This window comes from Novosphingobium cyanobacteriorum, from assembly GCF_029436685.1.
GTDB classification, from domain to species: Bacteria; Pseudomonadota; Alphaproteobacteria; order Sphingomonadales; family Sphingomonadaceae; genus Novosphingobium; species Novosphingobium cyanobacteriorum.
Map to the genome: position 1 here is coordinate 80,452 of NZ_JAROCY010000010.1, position 14,602 is coordinate 95,053.

14 protein-coding genes are annotated in these 14,602 nt (G+C 66.8%); 10 read left to right on the forward strand and 4 right to left on the reverse strand.

The window, feature by feature from the left end; all coding sequences use genetic code 11:
- From POM99_RS11750 to POM99_RS11770, 5 genes are read left to right on the forward strand one after another with little or no spacing between them, the layout of a single operon-like run.
- The gene (locus POM99_RS11750) at nt 1-684 is read left to right on the forward strand and encodes a GNAT family N-acetyltransferase (RefSeq protein WP_277277997.1); all 684 of its coding nucleotides are present in this window, start codon (nt 1-3) and stop codon (nt 682-684) included.
- A complete protein-coding gene (gene ligA, locus POM99_RS11755) occupies nt 681-2,744 on the forward strand; it encodes an NAD-dependent DNA ligase LigA (protein ID WP_277277998.1) in 2,064 nt (687 codons plus the stop codon). The genes POM99_RS11750 and ligA overlap by 4 nt, the downstream gene beginning before the upstream one ends.
- Nucleotides 2,745-2,754: 10 nt before the next feature.
- Nucleotides 2,755-3,060, forward strand: a complete 306-nt coding sequence (locus POM99_RS11760) for a hypothetical protein (protein ID WP_277278000.1) — start codon at nt 2,755-2,757, stop codon at nt 3,058-3,060.
- A gap of 24 nt (nt 3,061-3,084) precedes the next feature.
- A complete protein-coding gene (locus tag POM99_RS11765) occupies nt 3,085-3,711 on the forward strand; it encodes a LysE family translocator (RefSeq protein WP_277278002.1) in 627 nt (208 codons plus the stop codon).
- Nucleotides 3,708-4,199, forward strand: coding sequence for a CinA family protein (locus POM99_RS11770; protein WP_277278004.1), 492 nt, complete (start codon nt 3,708-3,710; stop codon nt 4,197-4,199). The genes POM99_RS11765 and POM99_RS11770 overlap by 4 nt, the downstream gene beginning before the upstream one ends.
- Nucleotides 4,200-4,330: 131 nt before the next feature.
- On the opposite strand, the gene POM99_RS11775 is transcribed toward POM99_RS11770, so the two are convergent.
- Both POM99_RS11775 and POM99_RS11780 read right to left on the reverse strand, forming a co-directional pair.
- Nucleotides 4,331-5,299: a 50S ribosomal protein L11 methyltransferase gene (locus tag POM99_RS11775; RefSeq protein WP_277278006.1), complete on the reverse strand. Its 969-nt coding sequence runs from the start codon at nt 5,297-5,299 to the stop codon at nt 4,331-4,333.
- Nucleotides 5,289-6,002: an SDR family NAD(P)-dependent oxidoreductase gene (locus tag POM99_RS11780; protein WP_277278007.1), complete on the reverse strand. Its 714-nt coding sequence runs from the start codon at nt 6,000-6,002 to the stop codon at nt 5,289-5,291. Before POM99_RS11780 ends, POM99_RS11775 begins: the two co-directional genes overlap by 11 nt.
- Nucleotides 6,003-6,153: 151 nt before the next feature.
- Between POM99_RS11780 and sdhC the strand changes: the two genes are divergently transcribed.
- From sdhC to sdhA, 3 genes are read left to right on the forward strand one after another with little or no spacing between them, the layout of a single operon-like run.
- The gene (sdhC, locus tag POM99_RS11785) at nt 6,154-6,579 is read left to right on the forward strand and encodes a succinate dehydrogenase, cytochrome b556 subunit (protein WP_277278009.1); all 426 of its coding nucleotides are present in this window, start codon (nt 6,154-6,156) and stop codon (nt 6,577-6,579) included.
- A 36-nt stretch (nt 6,580-6,615) separates the two neighbouring features.
- Nucleotides 6,616-6,999, forward strand: a complete 384-nt coding sequence (gene sdhD, locus POM99_RS11790; protein WP_277278011.1) for a succinate dehydrogenase, hydrophobic membrane anchor protein — start codon at nt 6,616-6,618, stop codon at nt 6,997-6,999.
- A 3-nt stretch (nt 7,000-7,002) separates the two neighbouring features.
- Nucleotides 7,003-8,817, forward strand: a complete 1,815-nt coding sequence (gene sdhA / locus POM99_RS11795) for a succinate dehydrogenase flavoprotein subunit (RefSeq protein WP_277278013.1) — start codon at nt 7,003-7,005, stop codon at nt 8,815-8,817.
- 476 nt (nt 8,818-9,293) lie between these two features.
- Here sdhA and POM99_RS11800 read toward each other — a convergent pair whose 3' ends face one another.
- Both POM99_RS11800 and ypfJ read right to left on the reverse strand, forming a co-directional pair.
- Nucleotides 9,294-9,869: a hypothetical protein gene (locus tag POM99_RS11800; protein WP_277278015.1), complete on the reverse strand. Its 576-nt coding sequence runs from the start codon at nt 9,867-9,869 to the stop codon at nt 9,294-9,296.
- 538 nt (nt 9,870-10,407) lie between these two features.
- Complete coding sequence (ypfJ, locus tag POM99_RS11805; RefSeq protein ID WP_277278017.1) at nt 10,408-11,313, reverse strand: KPN_02809 family neutral zinc metallopeptidase; 906 nt, start codon at nt 11,311-11,313, stop codon at nt 10,408-10,410.
- Between the two features lie 200 nt (nt 11,314-11,513).
- On the opposite strand from ypfJ, the gene POM99_RS11810 reads away from it, so the two are divergent.
- Nucleotides 11,514-13,058 carry a M28 family metallopeptidase gene (locus POM99_RS11810; protein WP_277278020.1) on the forward strand — a complete coding sequence of 515 codons (1,545 nt, stop codon included), beginning with the start codon at nt 11,514-11,516 and terminating at the stop codon, nt 13,056-13,058.
- A gap of 66 nt (nt 13,059-13,124) precedes the next feature.
- Nucleotides 13,125-14,582, forward strand: a complete 1,458-nt coding sequence (gene guaB / locus POM99_RS11815; protein WP_277278022.1) for an IMP dehydrogenase — start codon at nt 13,125-13,127, stop codon at nt 14,580-14,582.
- Nucleotides 14,583-14,602: the final 20 nt, after the last annotated feature.

Below are 14,602 nucleotides of genomic sequence, written 5' to 3' on the forward strand. Positions count from 1 at the left end.
ATGGAGCCACACCCGCTCGACCGCCCGGTGTGGAACAGCCTGCGCGGCCGCCTGTCGCACCTCGCACAAGGGTATGGCGGCGTGCTGCGCATCGATCCGGACTACGGCCCCTTCGCCGCTGCCGAACCGGGTGCGGAGGCCGATTTCGCCCGTTGCCTGCGCTCGCCCGAGGACGAGATCTGGATCGTTGAACCCACCGTAGTTGCGCCGGCGCCGGGCCTGCGCGTGATCCGCACCGCGCCCCTGCTGCAGATGATCGCCGATGGTCCGCTGCCTGCTTTTGCCGGGGATGACGATCTCGTCCCGCTTGGCGAGGAAGACGTGCCCGAAATGACCGCCCTCGCGCTCGCCACGCAGCCCGGCCCGTGGGGCCCGCGCACCTGCCACTACGGCCAGTTCCACGGCATCCGCCGCGAAGGTCGCCTTGCCGCCATGGCGGGCGAACGGTTCCGCCCCGCGCCGGGCCTTGGCGAAGTCAGCGGCGTGTGCACCTGGCCGCAGTTCCAGGGTCAGGGCATGGCGGGCCGGCTGATCCGCCGCGTGATGGCCGGGCTCGCCGTGCGCGGTGATGTGCCGTTCCTCCACAGCTATGCAGGCAATGCCCCGGCGATCCGGCTATACGAATCGCTCGGCTTTCGGGCACGGCGCGCCATGGTGGTCACGGTCTTGGGGATGGCGGAATGAGCGTTGAGGGGATGACCGAGGCGGACGCCGCCAACGAGCTGATGCGCCTCGCGCGGCAGATCGCCAGGCATGACCGGCTCTATCACGCTGACGACGCGCCCGAGATCACCGACGCCGAATACGATGCGCTCGTCCGCCGCAATGCCGAGATCGAGGCCGCATTTCCGCACCTGATCCGGCCCGACAGTCCCAGCCGCAAGGTGGGGCATGAGATCGCCGCCTCGCCACTGGGCAAGGTGGCGCACGAGGTTCGCATGATGAGCCTCGACAACGCCTTTTCAGACGAGGAGGTGGAGGAATTCGTCGCCCGCGTCCGCCGCTTCCTCGCGCTGCCGGCAGAGGCCGAGGTGGCGATGACCGCCGAAGACAAGATCGACGGCCTGTCCTGCTCGCTGCGCTACGAGAACGGCCGGCTTGTCCGCGCCGCCACCCGTGGCGATGGCCAGGTGGGGGAGGATGTGACCGCCAACGTCGCCCATATCGCCGATATCCCGCAGGTCCTCACCGGTGATGCGCCCGCCGTGTTCGAGATCCGTGGCGAGGTCTACATGGCCAAGGCCGATTTCCTCGCGCTCAATGCGAGCCAGGAGGAAAAGGGGGACAAGGTCTTCGCCAACCCGCGCAATGCCGCCGCCGGATCGCTTCGCCAGAAGGACGCCAGCGTCACCGCCGCCCGCCCCTTGCGCTTCCTCGCCCACGGCTGGGGCGCGGCGAGCGAGGTTCCGGCGGTCACGCAGTTCGAAATGATGCAGCAGATCGCGGCGTGGGGCGTGCCCGTCTCGCCCCTTCTGGTGCGCTGCACCGATGCCGCCGCCATGGTCGGGCATTACCGGTCGATCCAGCAGCAGCGGCCGGGCCTGCCGTATGACATCGACGGCGTGGTCTACAAGGTCGACCGGCTCGATTGGCAGGAACGCCTCGGCTTCGTCGCCAAGGCACCCCGCTGGGGCCTGGCGCACAAGTTCCCCGCCGAGCGCGCCGAGACGGTGCTCGAGGCCATCGACATCCAGGTTGGCCGCACCGGCAAGCTCACCCCCGTCGGCCGCCTGCGCCCGGTGCTGGTCGGTGGCGTCACCGTCACCAACGTCACCCTTCACAACCGCGACGAGATCGGCCGCCTCGGCTTGCGCGTGGGCGATCGCGTGGTCCTGCAGCGCGCGGGCGACGTGATCCCGCAGGTGGTCGAGAACCTCACCCGCGAGACTCCACGCGATCCCTACCACTTCCCCGATCACTGCCCCGAATGCGGCTCCGAAGCGGTGGCCGAAGAAGGCGAGGTGGACGTGCGCTGCACCGCCGGCCTGATCTGCCCGGCCCAGCGCGTCGAACGGCTCAAGCACTTCGTCAGCCGCGCCGCGCTCGATATCGAAGGGCTGGGCGAGAAGACCATTGTCGAATTCTTCGGCCTCGGCTGGCTGGAAAGCCCGGCCGACATCTTCCGGCTGCGCAAGCGCCGCGCCGACATCGTCGGGCGCGAAGGCTGGAAGGACAAGTCTGTGGACAACCTGTTGGCAGCCATCGAGGCCAAGCGGCAGCCCGATGCCGCGCGCCTGCTCTTCGGCCTCGGCATACGCCACGTCGGCGCAGTGACGGCGCGGGACCTGATGAAGCGCTTCGTCACCCTGCCTGCGCTGCGCGAAGCGGCGGAGAAGGCCAAGGCCGGCGATGGTGACGCCGTGGCCGACCTGACCGGCATCGAAGGCGTAGGCCCCGTGGTCGTCGAGGCACTGGGCGATTTCTTCCACGAACACCACAATGTCGAGGTATGGGAAGACCTGCTCTCCGAAGTCAGCCCGCCGGACTATATCGTCGAAACCAAGGCCAGCGCCGTCGCGGGGAAGATCGTGGCCTTCACCGGCAAGCTCGAAACCATGAGCCGCGACGAGGCCAAGGCCCAGGCCGAGGCACTCGGCGCCCGCGCGGCCGGATCGGTCTCGGCCAAGACTGGGCTTGTCGTCGCAGGCCCCGGTGCTGGCTCGAAGCTCAAGCAGGCCGCCGCGCTCGGCATCGAAGTGATCGACGAGGCCGCGTGGGCCGAGATCGTCAAGAACGCAGGCTAGGGGAGAACCGATGCTGATCATGGTCCTGGCTGCTGCGGCGGCAACGCTTGCCCCGGCCGACGTGCATTTCCGGCGTGAATATCGTGCTGCGCCGCGCGCTGTCCGCGCCTTCCTGATCCGCCGGGCCGGGTGCAACCACTGGGGTGGCGAGGAAGGCTATGACGCAGACCGCGCGCGCCAGATCGCCGACGCGGCGCGCCAGCTGCGCTGCAACCGGATCGAGGCGGATGAACGCCGCATCAAGCGTCGCTATGCCAAGTCGCGTCGCGTCCGTTGGCTGCTCGCCACCAGTCGCGATTGGGATACCTTGCCGTGACGGCGGCAGTGGGGAACGCCTGACATGGCCCTTCACACCTGGTGGCTGTTCGTCGTGACCGTCTTCTTTGTCTCCGCCTCGCCGGGGCCGAACATGCTCCATGTAATGGCGCGTAGCGTGGAGCTGGGGCTTGGGCGCTCGGTGCTGGCCATGGCCGGATGCTTCGTGGCGGTTTCCAGCCTCCTCACCGCCTCGGCCATGGGTCTCACCGCGCTGCTTATGGCCATTCCCGGCGCCTTCACCGTGCTGCGTTATGCCGGTGCCGCCTATCTGGTCTGGCTGGGCTATAAATCGTGGGTGGCGCAGGATGCGCCGATCGACATCGGGGAAGGGGAGGTCAGGCCCGGCGTCTCGCCGCTGCGCATCTTCTCCACCGCCTTCATGATCGGCATCTCCAATCCCAAGGCGCTGCTCTTCGCCGCCGCCTTCCTACCGCAGTTCATCGATCCGGCGCGGCCCCAGGTGCCGCAGTTCGCGATCATGGTCGGCACGTTCGCGGTGATCGAGATCTCGTGGTACTTCGTCTATGCGGTCGGCGGGCGCTCCATCGCCGGGTTCCTTGAACGGCCTGCCCCGCGCAAGGCGTTCAACCGGTTGACTGGCGCGATCTTCGTCGCCTTCGGCCTTGCCATGGCAGGATCACGCGCATGATGTTTGAAGACCTTGCCGCCATCGGCATTATCGCGGGTGAGGCGCTGAAGGCGCGCAGGCAGACCATCGCCGTTGTCGATGGCGCCACCGGCGGCCTTATCTCGGCTGGCCTGATCGCCACGCCGGGCGCCACCGGCTTCTTTCGCGGAGGCGGCGTGATCTACACCCTCGATGGCCGGCGGATCATGCTGGGCCATGAACCCGGCTCGCTGCGGGGATACACCTCCGCCACCGAAAGCTATGCGCTGGTGCAGGCAGACCTGATTCGCAGGCGCTTCGGCGCGGATTGGGGCATGGCCGAATCCGGCTCGGCTGGGCCCAACACGCACCCCATGGGAGTGCCCAGCGGCACCAGCGCCATCGGCCTTGTCGGCCCAGACGGCTTTGAGACGGCCATCACCGTCCGCACGGAAAGCACCGACCGCGTGGCCAACATGCAGGCCTTTGCCAAGGCCGCACTTGAGCTGCTGCGCAATACGCTGGCCTGACGCAGGGCGGCGCGTGCCCCCTTCGACAGGCTCAGGGTGAGCGGGGCGGGGGCACGCGGTTCAAGATAACAGGAACCGCTCGTGGTGAGCCTGTCGAACCACCACCGCGCAACCTCACCGCCCGCGCAGCCTCACCACCGCTGCGACCATTCCGGCAGCGCCCCGACCCGCGTTCCGCGCACCTGTCCGCCAGGGCGCCGGCGCAGCCACAGTATCGACCAGTCGCCACGCACCATCCGCGCCGCCAGCCTCAGGCCTGCCTTGCGATAGGCCGCACGCACCACCGGCTCCTGCGTTTCCAGCAACCCGGCCAGCAGCACGCTGCCACCCGGCGCCACGCTGCGGGCGAAATCTGGGGCCAGTTCCACCAGCGGCCCGGCAAGGATGTTGGCGATCAGCAGGTCAAAGGGGGCGCTGGCCCGCAGCAGGGGATGGTCCATCCCCGCGGCGATCACCATCGCCATGCGGCCCGGCCCGTCGCCCAGTTTCACCCCGTTGGCATCGGCATTGTCCGCCACCACCGGCCCGCACACCGCGTCGATGTCGCTCGCCACGACCCGCGCGGCGGGCCACAGGTGCATCCCGGCAAAGGCCAGCAGGCCGGTGCCGGTGCCGATATCGGCCAGGTTGCGCACCCGCACCCCTTGCGCCTTCATGTGCGTCAGCATGGCAAGGCAGCCTGCCGTCGTCGCGTGCTGTCCGGTGCCGAAGGCCTGGCTGGCCGGGATCAGGAAGTTGCGCACGCCGGGCTCCGATACCGGTGGATACTCAGCCGTGTGAACATGGAAGCAGCCCTCCCGGATCGGCTCCACGCCCTGCTGGCTCAGCGTCACCCAGTCCTCGTCGGGCAGTTGCTCGATCACCAGCTTGATCGTGTCTCCGCCGAACAGCGCCTCGACCGCGGCCTTGTCTGTCTTGGTCGGCTTGTGGTCAAGCCAGGCTTCCAGCTGCCAGTCGTCAGGCTTGTCTTCGGCGATCTCGCTGCCGGCGATCACGATGCCGGGGTCCCAATCCCACGCGTCCTCGTGCGCCACCAGCGCCGCCTGCACCTGCTCACGCGGGCCGAATACGGTGATTTTCCAGCTTTCTTCAGCGGACATAGCTGGCTCCATTGGCATCTATTGTGGTTCCGGTCATGCTCGGCGGTGCATCCAGCGCGCAGAACGTGGCGATGGCGGCGATCTCTTCCGGCGTGGCGACCCGGCCCAGCGGAATGTCGGCCAGCAGGCCCGGCCCGCCCCGGCTGGCAAGGTAATCTCCCGCCATCGCCGTGTCGGTAAAGCCCGGTGTGATGGCAAAGCTCAGGATGCCGTGCGCGGCATAGCCCCTGGCAATGGTCTTGTGCATGGCGATCATCCCGCCCTTGGCCGCGGCATAGTGCCAGTGCGCCGGGGAATCGCCGCGGAACCCCGCCCGGCTCGCCACATGGACACAGCGTCCCGCCGTCCCGCGCTCAAGCCAGTGCTTCACCGCAAAGCGGGAAAGCTGCGCCGCGCTGGTCAGGTTGATGCGCAGCGTATCCTCGAACGCATCCAGCCAGGCGATGTCGCTCGCCTCGATCGGGTTCGTCTGAAACAGGCCGGCATTGTTCACCACCACGTCGATCGTGCCGCCTGCCATTTCAAGCGCCTGCTGCCACAGCGCCTGCGGGGCGAGAGGATCGGAAAGATCGGCGCCGATCACGCCGGGGGCCTTGCGGCTGCCATGGCGGATCACCCTGGCGCCGCGCGCTTCAAGCGCCGTGGCGATGGCCCCGCCGATGCCGCGGGTGGACCCGGTAACAAGAATGGTCTGAGTGGTCATGGGCCCCTCTAGGACAAGGCTTTGCCGCTCTGCAACACGCTGGGGCGATATTCCCCTTCGGCATAGGTTGCGCCGTGCGGCATTTCGACTAATACGAATCGCCATCCGGCCGCTGCATTGCGGCATCTTGAACAGGAATGAGGGGGTTTTCATGGCGCAGGCGCGCTCAAACCGGCCACTTTCGCCGCATCTTCAGATCTGGCGATGGGGCCCGGCGATGCTGGTTTCGATCCTCCATCGCGTTACCGGCAACGGCATGGCCTTTGCCGGGCTTGGCCTGCTGCTGTGGTGGGTCGGCGCGATTGCGGGCGGGGCTGAATGCTATGCCACCTTCATCAGCTATGTCTGGTCGGGCGATGCCGGCGCACTTTCGGCCGTGACCGCCATACTCGGCAAGATCCTGCTCGTCGGCCTGACCTGGGCCTTCTTCCAGCACATGGCCACCGGCCTGCGTCACTTCGTGCTCGATGTCGGCGCGGGATATGAACTGGAAGCCAACGCGCGCTGGTCCAGCTTCACCATCCTCTTCTCCGTCGCCGCCACGGCCCTGTTCTGGGCTTTCGTGCTGCTGCACTGAGCCTTCGGGCTCGATAGACGATCCTTCGGGGGTTTCATGGGTAACGGTACTTCCATCGGCCGGGTTCGCGGGCTTGGCGCCAGCCATCACGGCACGCACCACTGGCTGCTGCAGCGGCTGACCGCAGTCGGCAATCTCATCCTCATTCCGTTCCTGCTGGTCAGCCTCGCGCTGCTGCCGGCGCACGATTACGCCACGGTTCACCAGTGGGTGGCCAAGCCGATTCCGGCGACCGCCCTCGTGCTGATCTTCATCAACACCTTCACCCACGCACGCATGGGCGTGCAGGTGATGCTGGAAGACTACATCCACGAAGAAGGCGGCAAGGTCGCAGCCTGGCTGCTCGTCAACATCGTGCCCTTCGCCGCCATGGCGTTCGGGATCATCTCGGTCATCCGCATTGCTCTCGGGGGCGCCTGAGCCATGACTTCCACACAGTCTGCCTACAAGATCATCGACCATACCTACGACACCGTCGTCGTGGGCGCGGGCGGTTCGGGCCTGCGCGCCACCATGGGTTCGGCCCAGGCCGGCCTGCGCACCGCCTGCATCACCAAGGTCTTCCCCACCCGTTCGCACACCGTGGCGGCGCAGGGCGGCATTGCCGCCTCGCTGGGCAACAACAGCCCCGACCACTGGACCTGGCACATGTACGACACCGTAAAGGGGTCTGACTGGCTGGGTGACCAGGACGCCATCGAATACATGGTGCGTGAAGCCCCTGCCGCGGTCTATGAGCTGGAGCACGCCGGCGTGCCGTTCAGCCGCAACGCCGAAGGCACCATCTACCAGCGCCCGTTCGGCGGCCACATGCAGAACATGGGCGAAGGCCCGCCGGTGCAGCGCACCTGCGCCGCGGCTGACCGCACCGGCCACGCCATGCTCCACGCGCTGTACCAGCAGAGCCTGAAGTACGACGCGGACTTCTTCATCGAATACTTCGCGATCGACCTGATCATGGAGAACGGCGAGTGCCGCGGCGTGATCGCCATGTGCCTCGACGACGGTTCGATCCACCGCTTCCGCAGCCATGCCGTGGTGCTGGCAACGGGCGGTTACGGCCGCTGCTACTTTACCGCCACTTCGGCCCATACCTGCACCGGCGACGGTGGCGGCATGGTGCTGCGCGCCGGCCTGCCGCTGCAGGACATGGAGTTCGTGCAGTTCCACCCCACCGGCATCTATGGCGCGGGCGTGCTGATCACCGAAGGCGCGCGTGGTGAAGGCGGTTACCTGACCAACTCCGAAGGCGAGCGCTTCATGGAGCGCTATGCCCCTTCGGCCAAGGACCTTGCCAGCCGTGACGTCGTCTCGCGCTCGATGGCCATGGAAATCCGCGAGGGCCGTGGCGTTGGCCCGCACAAGGACCACATCTTCCTGCACCTTGACCACATCGACCAGAAGGTGCTGGCCGAGCGTCTGCCGGGGATTACCGAAAGCGGCAAGATCTTTGCCGGTGTGGACCTGACCCGCCAGCCGCTGCCAGTGGTGCCGACGGTGCACTACAACATGGGCGGCATCCCCTGTAACTACCACGGCGAAGTGGTGACCATCGGCGCAGACGGCAATCCGGAAACGGTTGTGCCGGGCCTGTTCGCGGTGGGCGAGGCGGCCTGCGTCTCGGTTCACGGCGCGAACCGCCTGGGTTCGAACTCGCTGATCGACCTCGTGGTGTTCGGCCGCGCCACCGGCCTGCGCCTGAAGGAGCTGATCAAGCCGGGCACGGCGCACAACGCGCTGCCCAAGGACAGCGCCGACCTGGCGCTGACCCGTCTCGACCACTTCCGCCACGCCAAGGGCGGATCGCCCACGGCGCAGGTGCGCACGGAAATGCAGCGCACGATGTCGGGCCATGCGGCGGTGTTCCGCACCGACGAGCTGATGGCCGAGGGCAAGGTGAAGCTGGCCGACACCTACAAGCGGATGGAGGACATCCACGTCTCCGACCGCTCGCTGATCTGGAACTCGGACCTGATCGAGACGCTGGAGCTGGACAACCTGATCGCGCAGGCGACGGTGACCATGCACAGCGCGCACAACCGCAAGGAAAGCCGCGGCGCCCATGCGCACGAGGACTTCCCCAACCGCGACGATGCGACCTGGATGAAGCACACCGCCAGCTGGTTCGAAGGCTGGGGCGGCAAGGGCGGCGCGGTGAAGATCGACTACCGCCCGGTCCACGAATACACGCTGACCGACGACGTTCAGTACATCAAGCCCAAGGCGCGCGTGTACTGATCACGGCCTGAAGGCAGTGGGAAAATCGAAGGGCCTCCGGAGCGATCCGGGGGCCTGTTCGTCTGGCGTTCAGTCGGCTGACCGGACCTCCGCAAAACCGACCCGGACCGGGCCATCAGAGCGGCGAGGTTGACACAGTTGACACGATTGACACTATCGGGACATCAAAGCACATAGCCTCTTCGAGCCATGTCCCGGACGTGCGGTCCGATCCCTGCACGCTGCCGAAACACCCGGAAATCTGCGGATTCGTTCACATGTTGAAAGAGCGGCCTGGGTGAATCATGCACATTTGGCGGTGTGTAGGAAAATGGTTTATTCCTGACAGCAGTGTCTGTTATCTTCGCTGTTGGATTTCGGTGGGTTGATGCGCCATTTCATCCCGATCCAAGCTTCGCCAGCGGACTGCGACGGCAAGCTGCGCCATCCTTCCCCCATCCTTCGACAAGCTCAGGATGAACGGGGGAAGGGGGCATTCAACGACGGTGTTGTTGTTCCTTGCTGCCCTTCTCGGCCTCCTTGACCTTCGCAGCCTCGGCATCGCGGGCGGCTTTTACCGCGGGGGTGGCGCTGCGGGCGGGGTATTTGCAGCCCTTTTGCTGGCCATAGCCTTTCAGGAAGGCGCGGCGGGCGGTGCCGGCGTAGAGAGCAAGCTGCCACTGGCGTTGGTTTTCGTTGGCGCCGGTCAGTTCGCGGATGACGCCGCCGAACGGGATCAGGCTGCCGACGATGGACTTGGCGATATTGCCGACGCCGGGACCACGGCGCGAGGGTTCGGCAATGTCGACATCGTCACCCAGAACGGAATCGAGGCGGGCGACTTCGCCCTGAACATCGATGCAGCGCTTCAGCCCGACGAGGGTGTAGGGATCGCTGCGGGCGGACTGAAGAATAGGCGGGATCTCGTCCTTCTTGAGGTTGAGATCGCTGAGCGGCTTGGTGACGACCTGGCCGGGGGTGGCGTCCTTGGGATCCATGGCGGTCTGGGCGGGAGTGGTGGCGGGTGCAAGGGCCAACAGGGCGGCGGCGGCGAGCAGGATGGGTCTGGTCAATGAAGTTCCCCTTTTGGCCGGTTCTACTCGGGGGGTGGGGCAAGGTTCCCGTGAGGTCATTATCGGGCGCACGATAGGGGGGGCGAGGTGGTGCTGCGGTGGTTCGACAGGCTCACCACGAGCGGGTTGGTGAGCGGTACGGACACGGGGACGGTACCGTTTTTTGGTTCGCGCAGAGATCGCAGAGGGCGCAGAGGGCGCAGAGAGAAGGGGGGAAGGATTTTCGCGCGAAGACGTGAAGACGACAAGGGTTGTGCTGGCGGCCTCGCCACCCCTTATTGGCCCGGGTAACGGATACCGAGGGACTGAGGGGGACTGCGGGGGGTGCCCTCTGCGTCTTTGCGCGAAACCTATCTCTTATGTCTCTCCGCGATCTCTGCGGCCTCTGCGCGAAATATTTCTGACTTTGAGCGGCATCGCCGGGGCAATCACCCCCATCCAGGCTTTGCTAGCCGGTTCCACCGGAAAGCTTCGCTATCCATCCCCCGTCTCCTTCGACAAGCTCAGGATGAGCGGGGAAGGGGTGTGACGTGTGCGCTCAGCCGAGGTCGGCGAAGGTGTTGCAGGCGTTGGGGTCGGCGGTGTCGAGGCCCTTGCGCAGCCATTGCATGCGCTGGGCGGAGGAGCCGTGGGTGAAGGCGGCTTCGACGGGGCGGCGGCCGGCGGCCTTCATCAGGGTATCGTCACCGATCTGGTGGGCGGCGCGCATGCCTTCTTCAAGATCGCCCGCTTCGAGCCGGTCACGGTTCTTGCCCGCCCAGACGCCGGCGTAGCAATCGGCCTGGAGTTCGAGGCGGACCGATAGCTGGTTCGCCTGGCTGGGGTTGCGCTGCTGCAGATCATGCACCTTGCCCGAGGTGCCGAGCAGGCTCTGGATATGGTGGCCATATTCATGCGCCATCACATAGATGCGCGCGAAATCGCCACCGGCGCCCATCTGCTTGTCCATCTCGGTGTAGAAATCGGTGTCGATGTAGATCCCTTCATCGGTGGGGCAATAGAACGGGCCCATGGCGCTTTGCGCCGCGCCGCAGCCGGACGAGCCGGATTGCGCATAGAACACCAGCTTGGGCGCTTCATAGCGCACGCCGGACTGATCGAGGATCGGCTGCCAGGTGTGGTTGAGCGAGGCGAGCGCGTTGCAGCTTTCCTTGCTGAAGGCGTTGACGTTGCAGCTTTCGCCGATGTTCTGCCCCCCGGCCTGGCGTGCGGGCGTGTTCAGGGCCTGTTGCCCGCCGCCGACGAGATTGCCCAGGCCACCGAACAGGGCCATGCCGATGACCACGACGATGATGCCACCGATGCCGAAGCGGCTGCCGATCATCGACAGCAGCATCATCGGGAGGCCGCCGCCGCCTCCACCGCCGAAGCCGCCGAGCCCGGAGCCGCCGCTGCCGCGCTGGTCTTCAACCCGGATGTCATTGTCGTAATCGTCGAGCCGCATGGTCCTGTCCCCGAGTGGCCCGGCGCGGGCCCTCAGGACAGAAATGGCCACGCCGCCGCTGGTTCCGCAAGAGGCTTGCAATCGGTGTGGCAACGACACCTTGATAAACTGACGTTCACAATTCCCAAGCTAATGGGAACTTGCGCGCCTGTTCCGCTTTTGTCAGCAGAAGGGGTGCGGTGAAGCGTGTGGGGGCGTCGATGAGTCGTTGGGGCAAACGGCCGATGGGAGGCGTGGCGATTGTCGCCGCGATCCTTCTGGCGTTGCCCGTCGGCGCCACGGCCGCATCGAAGAAGCCCGATCCATTGGAAACCGCGCTGCGCGGGCATGTGGAGACGCTGGCGAGCGATGCTTTTCTGGGCCGCGAGCCCGGCACCGAGGGTGAAACGCTGACACTGCGCTATCTGGCGCGTCAGTGGTTCGACATCGGGCTGGAATCCGGAACCAACGATCCCGCCAATGCCTGGTTCGCGCCGGTGGAACTGGTAGAACGGGTGCCCGATGCCAGCAGGGCGCAATTCCTGCGCGGCAAGCGGCGGCTGCCGATCGGCGACGCGGGCGTATTCGTGGTGACATCCGGCCTGCGCAGCCTGATCGAGAATGCGCCGGTGGTCTATCTGGGCAATGCGGCGACTGCCGGGCGCACTGAACTGGCCGGGCGGATCGCACTGGTGCTCGACAGCCAGAGCCCGCCGGTGGTGAAGGGCGGCGGCGCGGAGGAGAACCCGCGCGGCGAGGACCGGGCTGGCAAGCTGCTGGATGCGGGCGCGGCGGGCGTGATCACCGTGCTGGACAGCGAGCGCACGCTGGATGCGGTGATCGCACGGCGCAAGCGGGCGGGCTATGCCCTGGCGGGCGAGGTGCTGGGCGGCGATATCGAGGCCTTCATCACGCCGCAGGTGGCGGATGCGCTGCTGGCGGGCGGAACTGCGGGTAACCTGGATGCGCTGCGCCGGGCCGGGGCTGCCCCGGATTTCGCGCCGCGACCGCTGGGGCTGAACGCGACGCTGGAGGCGACGAGCCGCGAGACACGGATCAAGACGCACAACCTGATCGGCAAGCTGGAAGGACGGCGCAGCGACCTGGGCGCGGTGCTGATGGTGGCGCACTGGGACCACTTTGGTCAATGTGCCGAGCCGCCGGCCGAGCACCTGGTCTGCAACGGCGCGGTGGACAATGCCAGCGGGCTGGCGGTGATCACCGAAGTGGCGCGGGCGCTTTCGCAAGGGCGCCCACTGGACCGCGACGTCTATTTCGTGGCGACGACTGGCGAGGAGATGGGCCTGCTGGGCGCGCTGGCGTTCACCGAGAATCCGCCGATCCCGCTGGACCGGATCGTGGCGGTGCTGAACGTGGACAGCACGGGATTGGTGCCTGCCGGCATGCCGGTGAGCGTGATCGGCAAGGGGCGCACATCGATCGACGGGGATGTGGCCCGCGTGCTGAAGGCGATGAAGAAGAAGGTGGTGGAGGGCGACGGCGCCAACGCCTTCATGCGGCGGCAGGATTCTTGGGTGTTCCTGCAGCACGACGTGCCGGCGGTGATGGTTTCGACCAGTTATTCCGATCCGGCGCGGCTGGAGACGTTCATGGATGAGCGATACCACCGCACGGCCGACCAGGCGGAGCTGGTGCAGTATGGCGGCATGGCCGAAGACGCACGCATCCAGTTGGAACTGGTACGCTATTTCGCGGACCTGAAGCGCTATCCAGGCCCGGCGGGAAAAGCGGTTCCCAACCCCTAGCATTTGGGGATTTGCTTGTTTACATGGGCCGCCACGAATCTCCCCGCACAGGAAGTGGCACCCAGCATGGATATCCCCCTCGGCCTTACCTTTGACGACGTGCTGCTGCGTCCGGCCGAATCCGACATCCTGCCTTCAATGGCGGATACGCGCACCCGGCTGACCAAGGGCATCGCGCTGAACATTCCGGTGATCTCCAGCGCGATGGACACCGTGACCGAGGCCGACATGGCCATCGTGATGGCGCAGCTGGGCGGGATCGGCGTGCTCCACCGCAACCTGACGATCGAAGAGCAGTGCGCCGCCGTGCGGGCGGTGAAGCGCTTTGAAAGCGGCATGGTGGTGAACCCTATCACGATCACGCCCGACGCCACGCTGGGCGATGCGCAGGCGCTGATGACGGCCAACCGGATCAGCGGCATTCCCGTGGTGGAGGCGAGCGGCAGGCTGGTGGGCATCCTGACCAACCGCGACGTGCGCTTTGCCGACAACCCGCAGCAGCCGGTGCGCGAACTGATGACGCACCAGAACCTGGCCACGGTGAAGACCGGGGTGAGCCAGGAAGAGGCCCGCCGCCTGCTGCACCAGCGGCGGATCGAGAAGCTGCTGGTGGTGGACGACGATTATCGCTGCGTGGGCCTGGTGACGGTGAAGGACATCGAAAAGGCGGTGACCTATCCCAACGCGACCAAGGACGAGGCCGGGCGCCTGCGCGTGGCGGCGGCGACCACGGTGGGCGACAAGGGCTTCGAGCGCACCGAAGCGCTGCTGGCGGCGGAATGCGACGTGGTGGTGATCGATACCGCGCACGGCCACAACCGCGACGTGAGCCGCGCGGTGGAACGGGTGAAGAAGCTTTCCAACAGCGCGCAGGTGATTGCCGGCAACGTGGCGACCGCGGAAGCGGCGCGGGCGCTGTGCGACGCGGGCGCGGACGGGGTGAAGGTGGGCATCGGGCCGGGCTCGATCTGTACCACCCGCATCGTGGCGGGCGTGGGCGTGCCGCAGCTGACCGCGATCATGGAAGCGGCCGAGGCGGCCGACAAGATGGGCGTGCCGGTGATCGGCGATGGCGGCCTGCGCACTTCGGGCGATGCGGCCAAGGCGCTGGCGGCGGGCGCTTCGACGGTGATGATCGGATCGATGCTGGCGGGCACCGAGGAAGCGCCGGGCGAGACGTTCCTGTACCAGGGCCGCGCCTACAAGGCCTATCGCGGGATGGGTTCGGTTGGCGCGATGGCGCGCGGCAGCGCAGACCGCTATTTCCAGCAGGACATCAAGGACCAGATGAAGCTGGTGCCCGAAGGCATCGAAGGGCAGGTGCCGTTCAAGGGCCCGGCGCGCGATGTGGTCCACCAGCTGGTGGGCGGGATCAAGGCGGCGATGGGCTATACCGGCAGCGCCACGATCGACGACCTGCGGCGCAAGGCGCAGTTCGTGCGCATCACCAACGCGGGTCTGCGCGAAAGCCACGTTCACGACGTGACGATCACGCGCGAGGCGCCGAACTACAAGGTCGGCTGAGGCTGGCCACGGGCACGGGG

Excerpts from the sequence above, each read along its gene's own strand:
- POM99_RS11750 (WP_277277997.1), top strand. The coding sequence starts at position 1 with ATGGAGCCACACCCGCTCGACCGCCCGGTGTGGAACAGCCTGCGCGGC.
- ligA (WP_277277998.1), top strand. The coding sequence starts at position 681 with ATGAGCGTTGAGGGGATGACCGAGGCGGACGCCGCCAACGAGCTGATG.
- POM99_RS11760 (WP_277278000.1), top strand. The coding sequence starts at position 2,755 with ATGCTGATCATGGTCCTGGCTGCTGCGGCGGCAACGCTTGCCCCGGCC.
- POM99_RS11765 (WP_277278002.1), top strand. The coding sequence starts at position 3,085 with ATGGCCCTTCACACCTGGTGGCTGTTCGTCGTGACCGTCTTCTTTGTC.
- POM99_RS11770 (WP_277278004.1), top strand. The coding sequence starts at position 3,708 with ATGATGTTTGAAGACCTTGCCGCCATCGGCATTATCGCGGGTGAGGCG.
- POM99_RS11775 (WP_277278006.1), bottom strand. The coding sequence starts at position 5,299 with ATGTCCGCTGAAGAAAGCTGGAAAATCACCGTATTCGGCCCGCGTGAG.
- POM99_RS11780 (WP_277278007.1), bottom strand. The coding sequence starts at position 6,002 with ATGACCACTCAGACCATTCTTGTTACCGGGTCCACCCGCGGCATCGGC.
- sdhC (WP_277278009.1), top strand. The coding sequence starts at position 6,154 with ATGGCGCAGGCGCGCTCAAACCGGCCACTTTCGCCGCATCTTCAGATC.
- sdhD (WP_277278011.1), top strand. The coding sequence starts at position 6,616 with ATGGGTAACGGTACTTCCATCGGCCGGGTTCGCGGGCTTGGCGCCAGC.
- sdhA (WP_277278013.1), top strand. The coding sequence starts at position 7,003 with ATGACTTCCACACAGTCTGCCTACAAGATCATCGACCATACCTACGAC.
- ypfJ (WP_277278017.1), bottom strand. The coding sequence starts at position 11,313 with ATGCGGCTCGACGATTACGACAATGACATCCGGGTTGAAGACCAGCGC.
- POM99_RS11810 (WP_277278020.1), top strand. The coding sequence starts at position 11,514 with ATGAGTCGTTGGGGCAAACGGCCGATGGGAGGCGTGGCGATTGTCGCC.
- guaB (WP_277278022.1), top strand. The coding sequence starts at position 13,125 with ATGGATATCCCCCTCGGCCTTACCTTTGACGACGTGCTGCTGCGTCCG.